This is a genomic window from Gemella haemolysans, from assembly GCF_012273215.1.
Classification (GTDB): Bacteria; Bacillota; Bacilli; order Staphylococcales; family Gemellaceae; genus Gemella; species Gemella haemolysans_A.
Map to the genome: position 1 here is coordinate 873578 of NZ_CP050965.1, position 20946 is coordinate 894523.

At 32.6% G+C, this 20946-nt stretch carries 16 protein-coding genes; 3 read left to right on the forward strand and 13 right to left on the reverse strand.

What is annotated here, in order from left to right:
• The 9 genes from purH to FOC48_RS04210 all read right to left on the reverse strand — a co-directional run bounded on the left by purH (position 1) and on the right by FOC48_RS04210 (position 12101).
• A complete protein-coding gene (purH, locus tag FOC48_RS04170) occupies positions 1-1521 on the reverse strand; it encodes a bifunctional phosphoribosylaminoimidazolecarboxamide formyltransferase/IMP cyclohydrolase (RefSeq protein ID WP_003145932.1) in 1521 nt (506 codons plus the stop codon).
• A complete protein-coding gene (purN, locus tag FOC48_RS04175; RefSeq protein WP_003145931.1) occupies positions 1518-2081 on the reverse strand; it encodes a phosphoribosylglycinamide formyltransferase in 564 nt (187 codons plus the stop codon). The genes purH and purN overlap by 4 nt, the downstream gene beginning before the upstream one ends.
• Positions 2078-3082, reverse strand: a complete 1005-nt coding sequence (purM, locus tag FOC48_RS04180) for a phosphoribosylformylglycinamidine cyclo-ligase (RefSeq protein ID WP_003145930.1) — start codon at positions 3080-3082, stop codon at positions 2078-2080. The genes purN and purM overlap by 4 nt, the downstream gene beginning before the upstream one ends.
• The gene (gene purF, locus FOC48_RS04185) at positions 3082-4533 is read right to left on the reverse strand and encodes an amidophosphoribosyltransferase (protein ID WP_003145928.1); all 1452 of its coding nucleotides are present in this window, start codon (positions 4531-4533) and stop codon (positions 3082-3084) included. Before purF ends, purM begins: the two co-directional genes overlap by 1 nt.
• Complete coding sequence (gene purC, locus FOC48_RS04190) at positions 4526-5227, reverse strand: phosphoribosylaminoimidazolesuccinocarboxamide synthase (protein ID WP_003145926.1); 702 nt, start codon at positions 5225-5227, stop codon at positions 4526-4528. The genes purF and purC overlap by 8 nt, the downstream gene beginning before the upstream one ends.
• Positions 5227-8904: a phosphoribosylformylglycinamidine synthase gene (locus FOC48_RS04195; protein ID WP_003145925.1), complete on the reverse strand. Its 3678-nt coding sequence runs from the start codon at positions 8902-8904 to the stop codon at positions 5227-5229. Before FOC48_RS04195 ends, purC begins: the two co-directional genes overlap by 1 nt.
• Positions 8897-9940, reverse strand: coding sequence for a 5-(carboxyamino)imidazole ribonucleotide synthase (locus tag FOC48_RS04200; protein ID WP_003145923.1), 1044 nt, complete (start codon positions 9938-9940; stop codon positions 8897-8899). Before FOC48_RS04200 ends, FOC48_RS04195 begins: the two co-directional genes overlap by 8 nt.
• The gene (purE, locus tag FOC48_RS04205; RefSeq protein ID WP_003145921.1) at positions 9937-10413 is read right to left on the reverse strand and encodes a 5-(carboxyamino)imidazole ribonucleotide mutase; all 477 of its coding nucleotides are present in this window, start codon (positions 10411-10413) and stop codon (positions 9937-9939) included. The genes FOC48_RS04200 and purE overlap by 4 nt, the downstream gene beginning before the upstream one ends.
• Positions 10414-10727: 314 nt before the next feature.
• Positions 10728-12101: a glycine--tRNA ligase gene (locus FOC48_RS04210; protein WP_003145920.1), complete on the reverse strand. Its 1374-nt coding sequence runs from the start codon at positions 12099-12101 to the stop codon at positions 10728-10730.
• A gap of 386 nt (positions 12102-12487) precedes the next feature.
• On the opposite strand from FOC48_RS04210, the gene FOC48_RS04215 reads away from it, so the two are divergent.
• Positions 12488-13180, forward strand: coding sequence for a CPBP family intramembrane glutamic endopeptidase (locus FOC48_RS04215; RefSeq protein WP_003145918.1), 693 nt, complete (start codon positions 12488-12490; stop codon positions 13178-13180).
• Between the two features lie 9 nt (positions 13181-13189).
• Entirely contained in the window at positions 13190-14347 is a 1158-nt protein-coding gene (locus tag FOC48_RS04220; RefSeq protein WP_003145916.1) for an MFS transporter, read from the forward strand.
• Between the two features lie 180 nt (positions 14348-14527).
• Here the strand turns inward: FOC48_RS04220 and abpA are convergent, their stop codons facing one another.
• The 4 genes from abpA to FOC48_RS04240 all read right to left on the reverse strand — a co-directional run bounded on the left by abpA (position 14528) and on the right by FOC48_RS04240 (position 18666).
• Positions 14528-15142 (reverse strand): amylase-binding adhesin AbpA, encoded by a 615-nt coding sequence (gene abpA, locus FOC48_RS04225; protein ID WP_003145915.1) that lies wholly within the window; start codon positions 15140-15142, stop codon positions 14528-14530.
• A gap of 286 nt (positions 15143-15428) precedes the next feature.
• On the reverse strand, positions 15429-16463 hold the full coding sequence (locus tag FOC48_RS04230) for a M42 family metallopeptidase (RefSeq protein ID WP_003145914.1): 1035 nt from the start codon (positions 16461-16463) through the stop codon (positions 15429-15431).
• 68 nt (positions 16464-16531) lie between these two features.
• Positions 16532-17398 carry a class II fructose-1,6-bisphosphate aldolase gene (gene fba, locus FOC48_RS04235; RefSeq protein WP_003145913.1) on the reverse strand — a complete coding sequence of 289 codons (867 nt, stop codon included), beginning with the start codon at positions 17396-17398 and terminating at the stop codon, positions 16532-16534.
• 368 nt (positions 17399-17766) lie between these two features.
• Positions 17767-18666, reverse strand: coding sequence for an RluA family pseudouridine synthase (locus FOC48_RS04240; RefSeq protein ID WP_003145912.1), 900 nt, complete (start codon positions 18664-18666; stop codon positions 17767-17769).
• A 271-nt stretch (positions 18667-18937) separates the two neighbouring features.
• On the opposite strand from FOC48_RS04240, the gene uvrB reads away from it, so the two are divergent.
• Entirely contained in the window at positions 18938-20938 is a 2001-nt protein-coding gene (gene uvrB / locus FOC48_RS04245) for an excinuclease ABC subunit UvrB (RefSeq protein ID WP_003145911.1), read from the forward strand.
• The last annotated feature ends 8 nt before the right edge of the window (positions 20939-20946 follow it).

The following is a 20946-nucleotide window of genomic DNA, read 5'->3' on the forward strand; positions in this document are numbered from 1 at the left end:
TTAGTGTTTAAAGTGGCGTATTTTACTGAAGACCATCGCCACACCTTTCTCATTACATGCATCTATACTTTCTTGATCTCGTATAGATCCTCCTGGTTGTACTATCGCAGCAATACCATATTCAGCTGCAATATCAGCACTATCTCTCATTGGGAAGAATGCATCAGAAGCTAGCACTGCACCTCTTGCTTTTTCCCCTGCTTGTTCTAAAGCTATTTTACATGAACCTACTCTATTCATCTGACCAGCACCGATTCCTAAAGTTTGTCCGTCTTTTACTACAACTATTGCATTTGATTTAACATGTTTTACAACTTTTAATCCAAACTCAATATCTTTTTGTTGAGTTTCATCAACTTTTTTCTCAGTTACATCTTCATATTCATCTGCAAGCTTATCGTTAAAATCTTGTACTAAGATTCCACCACGAACACTTTTAATTTGTTGTTCATGATTATTATTATTTTCTGATAGTTTGTAGATACGTAGATTTTTTTTCTTAGTCAGTATATCTAACGCTTCTTCATCATAATCTGTCGCTAAAATAATTTCTAAAAAGATATTGTGCATTTTTTCAGCAGTTTCTTTATCTACTTTTCCATTTACTGCAACGATTCCACCAAAGATAGATACAGGATCCGCTTCATATGCACGACTATATGCTTCAAATACAGAACTTCCTGTTGCTACTCCACATGGATTCATGTGTTTAACAGCAACACATGTAGTTTCATCAAACTCTGAAAGAATATCTAAAGCTGCAGAAGCATCTTGAATATTATTGTATGACATTTCTTTACCATGAAGTTGCACAGCATTTTGCAAAGCATAGCTTTCGTTATTATCCTGTACATAGTGATAAGCTTTTTGATGAGGATTCTCCCCGTAACGAAGACTATCTTGAAGTTTATAAGATAAAGTTAATTTTTCAGGTACTAAATTATCTTTTTTATTAAAGTAATTCGCAATAGCTGCATCATAACTAGCTGTTGTATTAAATACTTTTATAGCTAAAGCACGACGTGTCTCATATGAGATTCCACCTTGCTCTAGTTCAGAAAGTACTCTATCATAGTCATTAATATCAGTAACTACAGCTACATCATTAAAGTTTTTAGCAGCACTTCTTAGCATACTCGGACCACCGATATCAATGTTTTCGATAATTTCCTCTTCACTAACACCTTCTTTTTTAACAGTAGCTTCAAATGGATATAAGTTTACACAAACTAAATCAATATATTCAATATTATTTTCAGCTACATGTTTATTATGAAGTTCATTACCACGTTTTGATAATAATCCACCGTGAATCTTTGGATGAAGTGTTTTTACACGTCCTTCTAAAATTTCTGGAAAATGAGTAACATCTTCAATACTAATACAGCTTACACCATTATTTTTCAAATGTGTAAAAGTTCCACCTGTGCTAATAACTTCGAAACCATATTTTTCTAAACCTTTTGCGAATTCTACAATATTCGTTTTATCACTTACACTTATTAATGCTCTTTTAGTCATAGTGCCTCCTCAACTAACTTCAATATTACTTCTGGATATAATTTATGTTCTAGTTTATGTACTTTTTCAGTAATAGTATCTATAGTATCATTTTCTAAAACTTCAAATGATCTCTGAGCGATTACTTCTCCACCATCAAGTTCTTCATTTACATAATGAATACTAATTCCTATTTCTTTCTCACCTGCATTAAATGCTTGTTCAATAGCATCTTTACCTTTAAACTTCGGTAATAAAGATGGATGTAAATTAAGAATTGTTTTTTTATATTTTTCTAAGAAATACGGTGAAATAATTCTCATATATCCTGCTAAGAATATATAATCTAAGTCTTTAACTTTTTCAAAAATCACACTTTCGTACGCTTCTTTTGATTCAAAATCTTTCGCTGAAAAGACAAACACTTTAATATTTCTATCGTGAGCTTTTCTAATTACCGCTGCATCTTTTCTATCGCATACTAGTAGCTCGATTGAGATTTTATCTTTTAGTCTTTCATCATCTGCAATTTTTTCGAAATTACTCCCTGTTCCTGACGCAAATATCGCTACTTTCTTCATACTATTTTTATTCCACTTTCATCTGTTACTTCTCCAAGGACAAACGCATTATCTATTAATGATAAAGTTTTATCTACATCTTCCTTGTTTACTATTAATGCCATACCTACACCCATATTAAAGATATGGTACATTTCTTCTTCATCAATTTTACCTTTTTCTTGTAGGTACTTAAATATTTCTGGTACTTCATATGAACTTTTATTAATTTTCATACCTAATCCATCTTTTAAAGCACGAGGTAAATTTTCATGGAATCCACCACCTGTAATATGAGCTATTCCAGCTACTTTAACCTCTTCTAATACTTTAAGTACTTCTTTTACATAGATTTTAGTAGGTGTTAATAATGTTTTTCCTACTGTACTTCCGTTAAATTCTTCGTTTAAATCAATATTATTATCTTTTAAAATTTTTCTTACTAATGAGAAGCCATTAGAATGTACTCCACTAGATGGGAGACCAACTACTACTTGTCCAGCTTTAGTATTTTCTGTACTTAGTAGTAATTCTTTTTCTTGAGCACCTACACAGAATCCTGCAATATCATATTCCCCATCTTCATAAAATCCTGCCATCTCGGCAGTCTCTCCTCCGACTATCGCACATCCTGCTTGAACACAACCTTCAGCAACACCTTCAACTATCGCCTCTACTTGTTCAGGGTAGTTTTTACCTACGGCTAAATAATCTAAGAAAAATAATGGAATCGCCCCTTGAGCCAGTATATCATTTGCACACATCGCTACAACATCTATACCGATAGTATTATGAATATCTAATTTGAATGCAAGTTTTAGTTTAGTTCCGACACCGTCAGTACCACTAACTAATACAGGATTTTTAAAATTATAGCTACTAAGGTCAAACGCTCCCCCAAAACCACCGATAGCTGACATCATACCAAGATTTTTAGTACGAGCTACGTGTTTTTTTATACGCTCCACACTTTCATAACCTGCTTGTAAACTTACACCACTTTCTTCATACTTTTTACTCATTACATTCTACCCCTCTCTTTTAGAAATTGTATTTGAATATCTGTCATTGAATTAACATAACTTTCTTCATAATCATATAGACCTGCAGAATAGTCACCGTTATAGCACTCCATACATAACCCTGTATACGGTGCATCATAGTTTAAACCAATAGAATCAATTAATCCTTGTTCACTTAGGAAGCCTAATGAATCCGCTCCGATAATTTCGCATATTTCTTCGTTAGTTTTATTTGCTGAGATAAGTTCTTGTGTAGTAGAAATATCTATTCCATAGAAACTAGGAAACATTAGCGGTGGACACGCTATTCTTACGTGCACTTCTCTTGCTCCTGCTTCTTTCAACAGTTGAACTATTCTCTTACTTGTAGTACCACGTACTATTGAGTCATCAACTAAGACGATACTCTTACCTTGAACTACTCCTCTTACAGCTGATAGTTTCATCCTTACACCTTGCTCACGAAGTTCTTGAGTAGGTTGAATAAATGTACGAGCTACATATTGATTTTTAATTAGGCCCATTTCATATGGAAGTCCACTTTCCTCTGCATAACCACTAGCGGCTGATAAAGATGAGTTAGGAACCCCAATTACCATATCTGCATCTGGTGTAGGCTGTTCTTTAGCAAGTGTACGCCCTGTTCTTTTTCTAGCACTGTGTACGTTAATACCAGCAATATTTGAGTCAGGTCTAGCAAAGTAAACATATTCCATCGCAGCTATAGCTACTTGTGTATTTTCAGTATATTTCTCGATTCTAATACCTTTATCATTAATAGTAACTAGCTCTCCAGCACCTACATTACACACAAACTCAGCACCAACTACATCTAGTGCACAAGTTTCACTCGCAGCAACATACGCTCCATTTTTCATTTTTCCAATTGCTAAAGGTCTAAAGCTATTTGGATCTACCGCTCCATATAAAGTTTCCTCTGTTAATACTAAATATGTAAACCCACCTTTAATAATATTTAGACTTTCTTTAAGCTGTTCTTTAAAAGTTTCTTTTTTACTTCTTCTGATAAGATGAATAAGTACTTCAGTATCTGAAGATGAATGAAATATTGCACCTTGTTCTTCTAATTCTTTTCTTAAAGTTTTCGCATTGATTAAATTACCATTATGGCAAATACCAACACTCATATCATAGAAATGAAATAAGAATGGTTGAATATTTTGGATACTATTGCTACCGCTAGTTGCATATCTAACATGACCAATAGCACTCTCTCCTACTAATCTTTCTAATTTTTCTTTATCACGAAAGACTTCTGATACTAGACCAAGATCACGATGTCCTCTTAGTTTAGTGCCCTCCTTTGAAACTATTCCAGCTCCTTCTTGACCTCTATGTTGTAAACTATGTAAACCAAAGTATGTTACGTTACTTGCTTCAGGATGTCCCCAAATACCAAATACTCCACATTCTTCATTAAGACTACGCATTTTCTAATCTCCTTAAAACTTCTTCATAAGCTTCCATTACTGAACCTAAATCTCTTCTAAATCTATCTTTATCTAATTTTTCATTTGTATCTTTATCCCAAAGACGACATGTATCTGGAGAAATTTCATCAGCAAGAATTATCTCACCATCTTTAGTTTTTCCGAATTCAATTTTGAAATCAACAAGTACTAAATTTGCATCTAAGTACAATTTTTGTAATAGTTCATTGATTTTTAATGCTTGAGTACGAATATTTTCCAACTCTTCTTCTGTAACGATTTCTAATGCCACCGCATGATCATTGTTAATTAGCGGATCATTTAGTTCGTCATTTTTATAACTTAGTTCAAAAACCGGTTTCTTTAATTTTTTTCCTTCTTCTAAACCGTATTTTTTTGCCATAGAACCTGCTACTATATTACGAACTATTACTTCTAAAGGAATAATAGTAACATGTTTACAAATCTGATCTGTTTCATTAACTTTTCTAATAAAGTGTGTTTTTACACCTTGTTTGTCTAAATACTCGAAGATTAGTGAAGTAATTGTATTATTAAATACTCCTTTACCTTCAAACTCTTCTTTTTTCACACCGTTAAAGGCTGTAGCACTATTTTTATAATGTACATATATTTCATCATTGTTTTCACATTCGAACAGTTGTTTAGCTTTTCCTTCGTATAAAAGTTTCATTATTTTCTTCCCCCTTTGAAATAATTCACACCATTTTTGAAAATATCTTGTTTAACTTTTAATGTATTTGTTTTATATAATGTATCTCCGTATCTTTCGCTGTGACCCATTTTTCCTAAGATAAGTCCATCTTCACTAACCAATCCCTCAGTAGCTAGAACTGATCCATTAGGATTGAAGCGACCGTTTAATGTAGCATTACCATCGAAATCACTATATTGAAAAGCTACAAGATGTTTAAACTTGTTAATATTAAGTCCTACGACTTTACCTTCACCATGACTGAATACTACTTCGTGTTGATCTCCGATATTAAAATCTTGTAACCAAGGAGAGTTTGTATTAGCTACACGAGTAAAAGCTGTAGTTGAAATATGTTCATAACTATCATTTCTGTAAAGTGTTAAATCATCTTCTGCCAACTCTCTAACTTCACCGTATGGTAATAGTCCCGACTTAAGCAACGCTTGGAATCCATTACACACACCTAAGATTAATTTTTTCTGAGCAAGGTGTTTATGAATCGCATCTTTAACTTTTTCATTTTTTAAGAAGTTTACAATGTATTTAGCACTTCCATCTGGCTCATCCCCACTAGAGAATCCTCCAGGGAACATAACTATATGAGACTGTTCAATAGCTTTTGTGAACTCTTCTATTGACTGCTCAATATCATTTTCGCGAGTATTTCTAATAACTACTGTAATTGGTGTAGCTCCTGCTTCTATAAAAGCTTTTTCACTATCGTACTCACAGTTTGTACCAGGGAATACTGGAATAACAACTTTTACATCCTCTACATATTCTGGATAATATTTTTTCTCTTTATATTCTGTATGAAGATTTTCAACATTACCTTTATCTTCATTTTGATATAATGGATAAACTTTATTTAGTGTTTTTGTGTATGCTTCATAAATATCTTTATGCATAAACACTTCGTTATTAATTATAATTCTTTCACTAACTTTTCCTAACTTCTCAAATGGTAGATCAGCTGTAGCTTCAACTACTAGAGATGCTGGATCAAAGTTAAGAATATTTTCTTTTTCAACTTCAAAACCAAGATCATTACCTAGTGACATCTTCACTAATGAAGCGGCGATACTTCCTTCTTCTTGTACATAAGCAGATACTATCTTACCTTCTTTAATATACTTATGAACAAGTTCGTAATTTTCTAAAGTTTTCTTAATATCCGGATATCCTTTTTCATCTTTTTCTACAGGTACATAGTACAATTTATTGCCAACTTTTTTCAGTTCTGGAGTTATTACATCAGCTATTTTTACTGGTGTACAAGCAAATGAAATTAATGTTTCAACCACATTTAAGTCATTGAAAGTACCTGACATACTATCCTTACCACCGATACTTGGTCTACCAATTTCTTTTTGAGCATAAATACTTCCTAATAAACTTTGAGTGACTTTACCCCATTTAGTACTATCAGTACCTAGTTTTTCGAAGTATTCTTGGAATGAGAAGTACAAGCTATCTTTATTTCCACCTACCGCATATACTTTTGCTACTGATTCTAACACCGCATAAATTGATGATAGGAATGGTGAGTAGTATGAAATTTTTGGAATAAATCCATAAGTTAAGATTGTCGCTGTATCACTCGTTATATGTAATGTTGGTAAAGCTTGAACACTTGCTTGAACTGGTGTAAGTTTATGTTTACCTGCAAAAGGCATAAGTACTGTAGTTACACCAATTGATGAGTCAAATTTTTGAGCAAGACCTTTTTGACAAGTTACATTTAACTCTCCTAGTTCACTTAAGATATTTTCACGAGTTACTTCTTTATTTAAGAAAGGATTAGCGACAGTATTATCTTTCATCGTTACTGTCGATTTTTGACGAACACCACTAGTTTCTAAGAAATCAGCACTCATATCAACAACTTTCTCATCGTTGTAATACATCTCTAAGCGACGTCTATTAGTCACGTTAGCAACATGAGCATACTCAATATTTTCTTTCTCGCATTCACGAACAAACGCCTCGTAATCTTTTTTATCAATAGCTACTGCCATACGTTCTTGAGATTCACTTGTAGCTAATTCTGTTGCATTTAAACCTTGATATTTAGTAAGGACTTTTTCTAAATGAATCTCAATACCGTCAGAAAGTTCACCGATAGCTACACAAACACCACCAGCACCGAAGTCATTACATTTTTTAATAAGTTTTGTTACTTCTGGTTTTCTAAATAAACGCTGTAACTTACGTTCTTCAGGCGCATTACCTTTTTGAACTTGGCTAGACATTGTATTTAATGAATCGTTAGTATGTTCTACACTTGAACCACTCGCACCTTGAATACCATCACGACCAGTTCTTCCACCTATCATTACAACGATATCACCATCGACAAGAGTTTCTCGTTTATAATCTCCGTCCTTAACAGCTCCGACTACAGCACCAACTTCCATATGTTTAGCAACATAGCTATCATCATATAATTCACGAACAAAAGTAGTCGCAAGTCCTATTTGGTTACCGTAAGATGAGTTACCATGTGCAGTTCCTTTAGCTATATCTACTTGAGGAAGTTTGTGTTTTAAAGTATCTTCACGTTTTTGTAATACATTACCACTTCCAGAAATACGCATAGCTTGATATACGTAACTACGTCCTGATAGTGGATCTCTAATAGCTCCCCCTATACAAGTACTAGCTCCTCCAAATGGCTCGATTTCACTTGGGTGGTTATGAGTTTCATTTTTGAATTGGATTAACCAACGTTCTTTTTCACCATTATTTTCTATTGTAGTAAAGAATGAACATGCATTAATCTCTTCACTTACTTCAATATTTTCATCTTTTAATACTTTTACATGATATTTACCTATAATACTCGCCATATCCATAAGTGTAATAGGTTTATCGTTACGATCAAGTTCGTCACGCACTTTTAAGTAATAATCAAATGCATCTTGCATCTCTTTTTGGAAAAGTTCTGACTCAATTTTAACTTCATCCAATACTGTCTCGAATGTAGTGTGTCGGCAATGATCACTCCAGTAACAGTCTAATACATAGATCTCAGTTTCAGTAGGAACACGACCTTCTTTTTTGAAATAATCTTGGATAAATACTAAATCTTCAATATTCATCGCTAGAGAAAATTCTTTTTTAAGACCAAGTAACGCATCTTTATCAAACTCTAAAAATCCAGCTAAATCTTTTAGTGGTTTTGGAGTAGAGTCTAGTGTAAAGTTAAGAATTGATAAATCTTTTTTACGAGCTTCAATAGGATTTACTAAGTAGCTTTCTACAAGTTCTAATTGTTCATCTGTAAGTTTCTTATTAAAAAGAACTAACTTTCCACTTCGTACAGTTGCTTTACTTTTTGAGTTAAGCAATCTTATGCTTTCTTTTGCGCTGTCAGCTCTTTGATCGTATTGAGCAGGTAGAACTTCATAAGCGAAGTACTTCCCATCATTAAGCTCAATATCTTCAAACACTTCATCGACAACAATCTCAGAAAACACAGAAGTTTTAGCTAGTTCATAAGTTTCTTCATCAATATTAAAGACATCATAAATTACATACAATTCCACAGAGTCAATATCTAGATTAAATTCTAAGTTCAAGTTATCTCGTAATTGTAATTCTTCTTTATTATATCCATTGCGTTTCTTTACAAAAATTCGTTTGTTAGTCATGTTCTCCTCCTAAAATTACATCACCGTAAAAATTAATATGTCCTACTTTTCTATCTTGGCGTGGTTCTTTTTCATATAAGTGTAGGTAACCACCTTTGTTTTTATACACATCTATATAAAAATCTAAGTCTTGACCTAGGATATTATAGAGTGTTGTTTCTTTATTTTCTATCTTACCTACTTTTAAGCCACAAATTGCTTCAATGTGAGCTCTAAATTGACTCTTCGTCGCACTCTGCATTGTTATATGACCTGAATTGTGAACTCGTGGTGCTATTTCATTAAAAATTACTTTTCCTTCACTAATAAAAAACTCAACAGTAAGTACTCCGTAATAGTCAAAATTACTAAGAATTCGTCTAGTGTACTCTACCGCAAGATCTTCTTGTTCTTTAGTTGCTGTAGTAGGTACTTTTGAACGATATAGAATATTATTTCTATGTTCATTTTCGACTACTGCAACGATATTTACCTCGTCTTTATCCTTAACAGCTACTACAGAAATTTCTTTATCAAGATTGACGAACTCTTCAAGTAAAGTATATGGTTCTACCTCTTCACTAGAGCTTATTTTTTTCTGACCTTTTCCATCATAACCAAAACGTACAGTTTTCATTAAATAAGGCTTTGTTATTTCTACATTTGTATCTTCTTCAACATATATATATTCTACTGTTGGAATATCTAGTTTTCTAGCAAATTCTTTTTCATAATATCTATGTTGAGTTGTTCTTAGTACTTCTGCACTTTGAACAATGTTATATTTTTTCTCTAGTTTTTCTAAAGAAGCGGCATCGATATTCTCAAATTCAAAAGTAATAACATCACTAACCGAACATAACTTTTCAACACTTGCGAAATTATTGAACTCAGCTTGAATAAAAATATCGCTAAAAATTTTGGCACAACAACTGTCACTAGGATCTAGAACGGCAATTTTGTATCCTATCTCCTTAGCGCTCATCGCGAGCATCCTTCCAAGTTGACCACCACCAATTATTCCAATAGTTTTTCCTGGTAATATCGTCTTAATCATAGTTTCATCTCTTCCAATACTATTCTTTCTTGTTCTTTTTTGAATCGTTCGTACTTAGATGCATACTTTTCATTAGTAATCCCTAGTATCGATAAGGCACTTATAGCCGCATTTTTTGCACCAGCTACACCTATCGCCATAGTTAATACTGGAACTCCAGCAGGCATCTGAACTATCGAATACAATGAATCGACTCCACTAAGAACACTAGATTTAATCGGAACACCAATGACTGGTAATGTCGTCATAGAAGCAACCATCCCCGGAAGATGTGCTGCACCTCCTGCAGCCGCTATAATCAACGAATAACCATTACTCTTTGCATTTTTAGAAAATTCAACTAAAAGATCAGGCGTTCTATGTGCACTTACTACTTTTTTATCAAAAGGAATTTCAAACTCTTCCAACAATTTACAAGTTTCTTCCATCGTTGTATAATCCGACTTCGAACCCATAATTACCGCAACTTTCATACTTTAAGCTCCTTTTTTTATTTAAATGTACGTTATTTAATTATATATTTACATATTTTATTTTTATCGTACGTCTACAATTCAAATTATACTACTTGTTTAAATTTTTATCAAGTATAAATAGAATAAAAATCGGATATTTTTAATTTTCCATAAACAATATTGAAGATTTTATGAACTTTTCAGTCTATTCTTTTATTTATACTATTTATTTACATAAGAAAATACAGACATTAGATTATATTATTCTAAATACGTACTAGAATTATTATACAAAAAAACACTCAGAACTATTGTTCTGAGTGTTCATTTAATTAGAATTTAATTTTTTCTTCAATATATTGTTTTAATTCAGCGATTGGAATACGAGTTTGTTCCATAGTATCTCTATCACGAACAGTTACCATTCCATCATTTTCTGATTCGAAGTCATAAGTGATACAGAATGGAGTACCAACTTCGTCTTGTCTTCTATATCTCTTACCAATTGATCCAGTCTCATCGAAATCAACCATAAAGTCTGCAGCTAATTGTTGATATACTTCAACAGCTTTATCACTTAATTTTTTAGAAAGTGGTAATACTGCAGCTTTAAACGGAGCAAGTGCTGGGTGGAATTTAAGAACTGTGCGAGTATCATTTTCTCCAACCTCTTCTTCGTTGTACGCATCACATAAGAATGCTAAAAGAACACGGTCAACCCCTACAGATGGTTCAATACAATATGGAATGAATTTTTCATTTGTACTTAAGTCTTGGTAAGTTAAATCTTGACCAGAGTGTTCCATGTGTTGTTTTAAGTCGTAATCTGTTCTTGAAGCAATACCCCAAAGTTCTCCCCAACCGAATGGGAATTTGAACTCGATATCAGTAGTTGCATTAGAGTAGTGTGATAATTCTTCTTGATCGTGGTCACGTAGACGGATATTTTCTTTAGTCATACCTAAATCTAATAAGAATTTTTCACAGTTATTTTTCCAAGTAGTGTGCCAATCTAATTCAGTTCCTGGTTCACAGAAAAATTCTAATTCCATTTGTTCGAATTCACGTGTACGGAAGATGAAGTTACCTGGTGTAATTTCGTTACGGAATGATTTACCAATTTGTCCAATACCAAATGGTAATTTTTTACGCATACTACGTTGAACGTTTTTGAAGTTAACGAAGATACCTTGTGCTGTTTCAGGACGTAAGTAAATTTGGCTTGTAGAATTTTCTACTACACCTTGGTTAGTTTTAAACATAAGGTTAAATTGACGAATGTTAGTGTAGTCATGGCTACCACATTCTGGACATTTAATGTTTTCACGATCGATAATAGCTTCTAATTCTTCGAATGGAAGACCATCTACTACTACATCTTCATTTTTTTCATTGAAGTAGTATTCTTCGATTAGTTTATCAGCACGAAGACGTGATTTACAAACTTTACAGTCCATCATAGGGTCACTGAAGTTACCTACATGTCCTGATGCTTCCCAAGTACGTGGGTTCATGAAAATAGCCGCATCTAACCCTACGTTATATGGTGATTCTTGAATGAATTTTTTCCACCATGCTTTTTTTACATTATTTTTTAATTCTACACCTAGTGGACCGTAATCCCAAGTATTAGCTAATCCACCATAAATTTCAGATCCTTGAAATACGAATCCTCTATTTTTTGCTAGAGATAAAATTTTCTCCATTATTGTTTCCTCCTAATTTTTAAAATATAAAAAGCCCTAGATATGCCGAAGCATATCTAGGGACGAAATAATTTCCGCGGTTCCACCCTGATTAGTAAAAACTCAACTTTAATAATATTAAATTGTATTTAATGCCAATATTGTTGCTGAACTTTCACCATCATCAGCTCGCTTTCTTATTTTACATTCTATCACTAAATTTATAAATTTTCAAGTTAAATTAATAAAAATATCATGAATACGTTTACTTATGAATGATAAATTATTTAAGTTAAATTTTTAGCGTATTATTTTCACCATTATATACAACTTTTAATCAATAAGGTTGTACTCATTATTTATAGATGTTATAATAGAAAATGATTAAAATTTAATAAGGAGGGTCTATGAGATTTTCATTAACTCGTGGTAATGTTAACCACCTACTTCTTAGTGGAATTATTTATATACTAGCTGTATTCGTTATTCCACTTCAACTCCCTCGAAATATTAGTGTTGATAGTCGTGTAACTATTGTGTTATTGTTATCTTTAACAGCGACCTTTATTCTTGGTTTTATTGCTAGAAAAGGAACTAATGATTTAGATAGACAACAGTCACAATATAACCTTATCACCCTATTTGCAATTGGAATTATTGGGTTTATTTCGATGATGTTACTACAAGGACTTCTAAACGGTTTGTTAGTATACCTATCAAACTTTTTTAGCTTTCCTACTAAAAGTAAAAACACAAGTAACGTTGTTGAAGTAATAAAACTAAAACCATACTTCGTACTATATGTAGCTGTACTAGGACCAATAATGGAAGAATTATTCTTTAGAAAAGCAGTATTTGGATATTTTTACGACGCAATGATAGGTAGTAAAAAGTGGATAAGATTCACTATTCCTGCATTAATCACAGGAATAATATTCGCACTACCTCACGATGGATTTTCACCAATTATGATCGTTTATATCGGAATGTCTTTCGTATTTTCTTATCTATATTTACATACTAAGAGAATAATTACACCTATCGTAGCTCATATTTTAATGAATAGCTTAGTAGTTCTAGTACAATTTTTCGTAAATTAGGAGGTAAATATGTCATCAAAAACTTGGTTATCGTCTAACTACTTTTTACAATTTTTAGTAACAGGGACTTTCTTACCATTCTGGATGGTTTATCTGACTTCTGTAAAAAACTTAAGCGTTCTAGAGGCCAGTTCAATATTCTCAATGCTGTATTTCGCTAGGGTTATCAGTGGTATATTTTTAAGTCCGTATTTAATAAAAAAATACAACTTAAATATTACGATGAAATTGTCTGTGGCTTCGGGTCTTATCCTTGCGGTAAGTTATGGATTCACGAACGAAAAAATATTACTAGGAATTATCACGTTCCTATTCGGATTAATTTACTTCATGATTAATCCACTTGTAGAAGGTTTAGCTTCATTATTTTTACGCGAAGAAAATATCGACTACGGGAAAGCACGAACATACGGATCGCTTGGGTATACAGTTGTTGGTATATTTATCGGAGGAATTTTAGGATATGTAGGTAATGGAGCTCTATATTACATACTAATATTTTTAGTAGCACTATATTTAATGTTTATGTTCCTACCACAACCAAAATTAGTAAAAAACTTAAACTTAGATAATAACAGTAACAGCGATAAAGAAGAAAGCCTATATGGCTGGGTATTAAAAGATAGAAATGCGATATTATTAATAGTAACTATTTTCTTATACCAACTTTCTCACACAGCATACAACAATTACAACGCTATATATTTAGAAAGTATGAACATATCAGCTAAATGGTTATCGGGAGTAATCTTAAACGTATCGGTAATCGCAGAAATTATCTTCTTTATCTTCTCAAAGAGATTGGTAGATAAAATAAAACCAAAAAATCTATTGGTGTTCGCAGGAGTTTGCGCCGTGATACGTTGGGCAGCCTTAGCGACTTTCCATAATATTTATGTATTTACAGTAATGCAAACATTCCATGCGATAACATTCGCAGTTGCACATATAGCATTCATCTTAATGCTAAATAGAGATTACAACAATAAAGAAATAATAGATATGCAAAACCTGTATACAGCTATTTGTTTCCAACTAAGTATGGCTATAGGACTGTATATTATGGGAGCATTATGGGATATTAGTACTTCATATGTGTTCTACGCATCAGCAATTATCGCAGCTATAGGAACAGTAGTGGCAACCAGATTAAAAGCAATAAGATAAGAATAAAAACAACCTTCAAACATCAGAAACAATCTGAGTTTTGAGGTTGTTTTTGTGTATAAAAAATTAAATCTGGGATTGAAATTTTTCAATACACCGGATTTAGTACACAACCGATAAAAATCACTATAAAAAAAAGGAGTTTGAAATCAAACATCCTTTTTTAATTCTTCATCAGTATTATTTTACTGCTGAAGTTTTTGGTAAAGCTTTTTTAGCTGCTTTAATTTCTTTAACAACTTTTCCGTCTTTATCAACGATTACAGTTTTACCATCTTTATTTACTACTTTGTATCCATCTTTTGCATCTAGACCGTGTTCTTTAAGGTAACGTGCATTTTTTTGTTCTGGAGTTTCGTTTAAGATGTAGTAATTTCTTTCTGCTTTTTTAGCAGAGTTTTGAATTTTTTGGAATTTTTGTACATATACGTTACGTACTTTTAAGAAAGCATCATTGTATGCTTTGTCGTAAGCTGCTTTGATTTCAGTATAGTTGTGAGATCCACCTTCAACTGCATCTAAAGCTTTTTTAGCTGCTACTACTGCAGGATCTTTAGCTGCTTCAGCAGCGATTTCTCCAGCATGTCCGCTTAGGTACTCTTCTACTGTACGAGCACTTACGAATTCAGTTTGTGAATTGTAAGCATCGTTAACTCCTCCACCAACTGTTGGTTGATCATATGCACCTGGTTTATTTGCTCCACCATTGATTGGGTTTTCGTTAGCTAAAGCTGGTGTTACAGTTGCTGCTAATAATCCAGCTGATAATACTGATAATAATACTTTTTTGTTCATAGTATTAAATCTCCTTTTCATTAATAATATTATTTTTTAATACGATCGTATTCGTATATATTGTTATTATATTGAGTTTTGTAATAAAAGTCAAGTTATTTTCTTAAGTTTTTTAAGATTTTTTGTTAAAATTAGGCATTAAATAGGCATTTTTCTATTTCATTACTATTTTTATATAACGTTTAGTAAACATTCTTTCCTATAAAAATAACTTAGGTAAATAATTTTAGCTTATCGATTTATAATTTAAATAATTTATTAAATCATCTGTTATTCTTTATACTTACTATACTAGTGCACTTCGTAAATAAGCATTAATTAGTTTATGTGTTTGCTCTACTGAATCTACATGTGTTCTTTCATAAGAGTGACTTGACTCTATTCCTGCACCTAATAGCGCATGTTTTACTTCTGCTCCTGCTCGCATAGCTGCTGAAGCATCACTTCCGTAATATGGATAAATATCTAGTTTATATTCTATTCCATTTTCTTTCGCTAGATTTACTAAGTGATTTCTGAATTCATAGTTATATGGACCACTCGCATCTTTAACACAGATAGATACTGTATATTCATCTGTTTGTTGGTCATCACCCATTGCCCCCATATCTACCGCAAGGTATTCTACCGCTTCTTTTGGAAGACTTGAGTTTGCCCCATGACCTACTTCTTCAAACACACTGAACATAAAGTGTGTTGTAAATGGAAATTCGACTTTTTCTTCTTTATATATTCTTAGTAAATCTAGTAAAATTGCTGCACTAACTTTATCATCTAAGAATCTACTCTTAATAAATCCTGTATCTGTAATAATAGTTCTAGGGTCAAAACTAATGAAGTCTCCAACATCAATACCTAAGTCACGTGTTTCTTTTTCGTTAATTACCTTCGCATCTAATCTTACTTCCATATTATCTTCTGTACGTTCTACAGTACCCGCATCTCTATATACGTGTGTACTAGTTTGATGAACTAAGATAGTACCACTTACTGTTTTTCCTGTACTTGCTACGTGAACAAGACAGTTTTCTCCTTCTATCATATTCCAAGGGTAACCACCTACTTTAGCTAATTTAAGTCTTCCATCAGATTTTACGGCACGAACCATAGCACCTAGTGTATCAACATGAGCAGTGACCACACGATGTTTAGAATCGTCTTTTCCTTTTACTACTACATTCACTCCACCTTTATTAGTTCTTATTGGATTGTAGCCAAGTCTTTCTAATTCTTCTACTAAGTAATCAGAGATTTCTTTAGTATAACCTGTAGGTGATACTATACTTGTTAGTTTTTTTAAATAATTTATTGTTTCTTGCATTGGAATTCTCCCTTCTATTAAAAAAAGACTCATGCAAAGCATGAGTCTTAAAATATGTTTCGTAGTTATTATGCTTTGTTTCTTGAACCGAAGATATCGATTTTTTCGTGAACCATAGCTTTAATAGCTTCAAATCCAGGGTTTAATAATTTACGAGGGTCGAAACCTTTAGGTTTTTGATCTCCACCTTCTTCAATGTATTTACGTGTAGCTTCAGCAAATGCTAATTGACATTCAGTGTTAACATTAACTTTAGATACTCCTAGAGAGATAGCTTTTTGGATTTGCTCAGTTGGGATTCCTGAACCACCGTGTAATACTAATGGAATTCCACCAGTGATGTTAGAAATTTTTTCTAATGTTTCAAAGCTTAATCCAGCCCAGTTTTCTGGGTATTTACCATGGATGTTACCAATACCTGCAGCTAGGAAGTCGATTCCTAAGTCAGCCATTGTTTTACATTCGTTTGGATCAGCTAATTCACCGCTACCGATAACTCCATCTTCTTCACCACCGATTGAACCTACTTCACACTCGATAGAAAGACCTTTAGAGTGAGCTAAAGCGATCATTTCTTTAGATTTAGCGATGTTTTCTTCGAATGGATAGTGTGATCCGTCGAACATTACTGAACTAAATCCAGCTTCGATAGCTTTTTGAGTCCCTTCGTATGAACCATGGTCTAAGTGTAATGCTACAGGAACTGTGATTTTCATTTCTTCTACCATAGCTTCAACCATAGCTGCTACAGTTCTGAAACCAGTCATGTATTTAACTGCTCCTTCACTTACTCCTAAGATTACTGGACTTTTTGCTTCTTCACAAGCTGCTAAAATAGCTTTTGTCCATTCTAAGTTATTGATGTTGAAATGCCCTACTGCATATCCTTCTTTTCTTGCTTTTACAAGCATGTCTTTTGCTGGTACTAATACCATGTTGTTTGTCCTCCTTAAATAACTACTTACTATATATTATAATACTACACTTTTTAGAAAAAATAAACTATTTTCTTTTATAATTTTCAATTAAGTGTAATATTTATTAAATTTTAACATATTAATTCTTCTATTCTTTGGTATCACAAGTTTTCTCTGTTAACGTATACATAGTTAATTTTTTAGTTTTTATAAATTCGCACTTTAAACTTTCTAACTTGATTTTTTTAAAATTTTCATTTATTTAAACTATTTAATTTTTTCTCTAAATTTATTTATTATACTAGTACACCTCTAGAATTTGAAAAAATCACCCCAAAACTAGTTGTTTATACTAATATTTGAGGCGATATATTATACTTTTTTTACTATTTATCTAATTTAGACATAGTTTCAACCATGTATTCAGGAATTTCTGTTTCAAAATATAAATGTTCTCCTGTGATTGGGTGGTTGAATTCGATACTTTTTGAATGTAGTGCTTGTCCATTAGTATTTAATGTTTTTCTTGGACCATATACTGGATCTCCTACTAATGGGTGGTTGATGTATTTCATATGTACTCTAATTTGGTGAGTACGACCAGTTTCTAATTCACACTCGATAAGTGTATATTTCTCGAATCTATCTACTACTTTAAAGTGTGTAATAGATAGTTTCCCTTCATCGATAACTGCCATTTCTTTACGTTCTTTTGGATTACGAGCTATTGGAGCATCAATTGTTCCGTAGTCATGTTTGATACTACCGTGAACAAGAGCATAATATTTTCTCTTAACATCTTTATTCGCAATCATTTCAGATAATTTAACGTGTGCTTTATCATTTTTCGCAACGATTAATAGTCCTGAAGTATCTTTATCTATTCTGTGAACAATACCAGGTCTAATAGTACCATTAATACTTGAAAGTTCACTGTGGAATAATAAGGCATTAACTAATGTTCCATCTTTGTGACCTACTGATGGGTGAACAACCATACCTTTAGCTTTATTTACGATAATTAAATCATCATCTTCATATACAATATCAATTGGAATATCTTGTTTTACAACGTCTAATTCTTCAGGTTCCTTGTATTCAATAGTAATAACATTTCCGTCTTTTAATTTATAATTTGTTTTAATATTATTTCCATCTACTTTAATATAACCTTCAGAAATTAAGTTCTGGATATTTGTTCTAGAAACATCTGTTAATTCTTGTTGTAAAAATTTATCGATTCTTTCACTTTTCGGTGAAGTATATATAATTTTTTGTGTATCCATTACTTCCTCCTTTTTTCATACTATACTATCTTAACATATACATTCAAAAAAACAAAATGAAATATAGTAGAAATGTTTTAAAATATGGTACTTCTTTTAGATTTAAAACTTAATATTTTATAAATAGAATAAATTAATCAATTTCTATCTCTTTCACTATTATTCTTTCTATATTATAATATTATAGAAAGAATTAATGAACATTTTGTGTGAGTTACTTTATTTATAAAACATTACTCACAATACAACTATTGAAAAAGGAGTGGATTTTTTGGAAATTAATAGATTACATGTAGATTTTGACCTTCAAAGTAAGTATGAACCTAAAGGAGATCAGATAAATGCGATTGCCGAACTTACTGAAGGTTTAAATAATGGAGAAAAATATCAAACTTTACTGGGGGCTACAGGTACGGGTAAAACATTCACCATAGCTAACATTGTGAAAAATGTAGGCAAACCTACCCTAGTTCTAGCTCACAACAAGACACTAGCCGGACAACTTTATAACGAGCTTAAAGAGTTTTTCCCGAATAACCGAGTTGAGTATTTCGTTTCATACTATGATTACTTCCAACCAGAAGCATATGTTCCATCGACAGATACTTATATAGAAAAAGATTCTTCAGTAAATGACGAAATCGATAAACTTCGACACAGTGCAACATCATCTTTATTCGATCGTGATGATGTAATTATAGTTTCGAGTGTCAGCTGTATATATGGATTGGGATCTCCAGAAGAATATTCTTCTCTAGTGCTATCATTACGCGTTGGAGATGAAATAAGTCGTAATAAAATGTTAGAAAAACTTATTAGTATTCAATATATGAGAAATGATATCGAGTTTACTCGTGGTACTTTTAGAGTTCGTGGAGATGTTATTGAAATTTTCCCAGCATCTCGTAGTGAAAATTCGGTTCGTGTAGAAATGTTTGGAGATGAAATCGATCGTATTCGTGAGATTAATCCACTTACTGGTGAAGTATTAAGTGAACTAGAACATATAGCAATCTATCCTGCCAGTCACTTCGTAGCTGGTGATGAAAAAACTAAAGAAGCAATTAAGAGAATTAGAGCTGAACTGGAAGAAAGACTAAAAGTTCTTAATATGGAAAACAAACTTCTAGAAGCTCAACGTCTTGAACAACGTACTAACTACGACCTTGAAATGATGGAGGAGATGGGATTTTGTTCTGGAATAGAAAACTACTCTCTTCACCTTACACTTCGTGAACCTGGTAGCACACCCTATACATTACTAGACTACTTCCCTGATGATTGGTTACTCGTGGTAGATGAGTCTCACGTTACTCTTCCACAAGTTCGTGGTATGTTTAACGGAGATAGAGCTCGTAAACAAGTTCTTGTTGATTATGGATTCAGATTACCTACAGCTCTTGATAACCGACCATTAAACTTCGAAGAATTCGAGAAAAAATTAAATCAAGCTATTTTCGTATCAGCGACACCTGGCGATTTCGAATTAGAACATAGTACAAAAATTACTGAACAAATTATTCGTCCTACAGGATTATTAGATCCTATTATCGATATTCGCCCAGTAAGTGATCAAGTCTTCGATATAACCAAAGAAGCTGAGAAGATTATAGCTAAAGGAGAACGTGTTCTAATCACTACTCTTACGAAAAAGATGGCAGAGTCTCTTACTGCGTATCTGAAAGAAAATGGATTAAAAGTAGAATATCTACACTCTGATATAAAAACTTTAGAACGTACTGAAATAATTAGAAATCTACGTCTTGGTAAATTCGATATTCTAATAGGAATTAACCTACTTCGAGAAGGATTAGATATTCCTGAAGTATCTCTTGTGGCTATTCTAGATGCAGATAAAGAAGGATTTTTACGTGGAGATAAAGCACTTCTTCAAACGATTGGACGTGCCGCTCGTAATGCAAACGGTCGTGTAATCATGTACGCTGATAATATTACTCGAAGTATGAGAAAAGCAATAGATGAAACAAATCGACGTCGAGAAATTCAAATGGCTTATAATGAAGAACACGGAATTATTCCTCAAACAATTATCAAAGATATTCGTGACTCTATAAGTGCTAAGAAAGAAGTCGTTAAAGATGATGAAATTCTAGAACTTGAAGAAAGTGCAAATATCAACGATGATAATATCGAAGAACACTTAGCAGAATTAGAACAACAAATGTTCGCTGCAGCAGAAAAATTTGAGTTTGAACAAGCCGCGAAACTTCGTGACACCATCGCAGAACTTAAAGAAAAATATAAATTATAAAAAGGGCT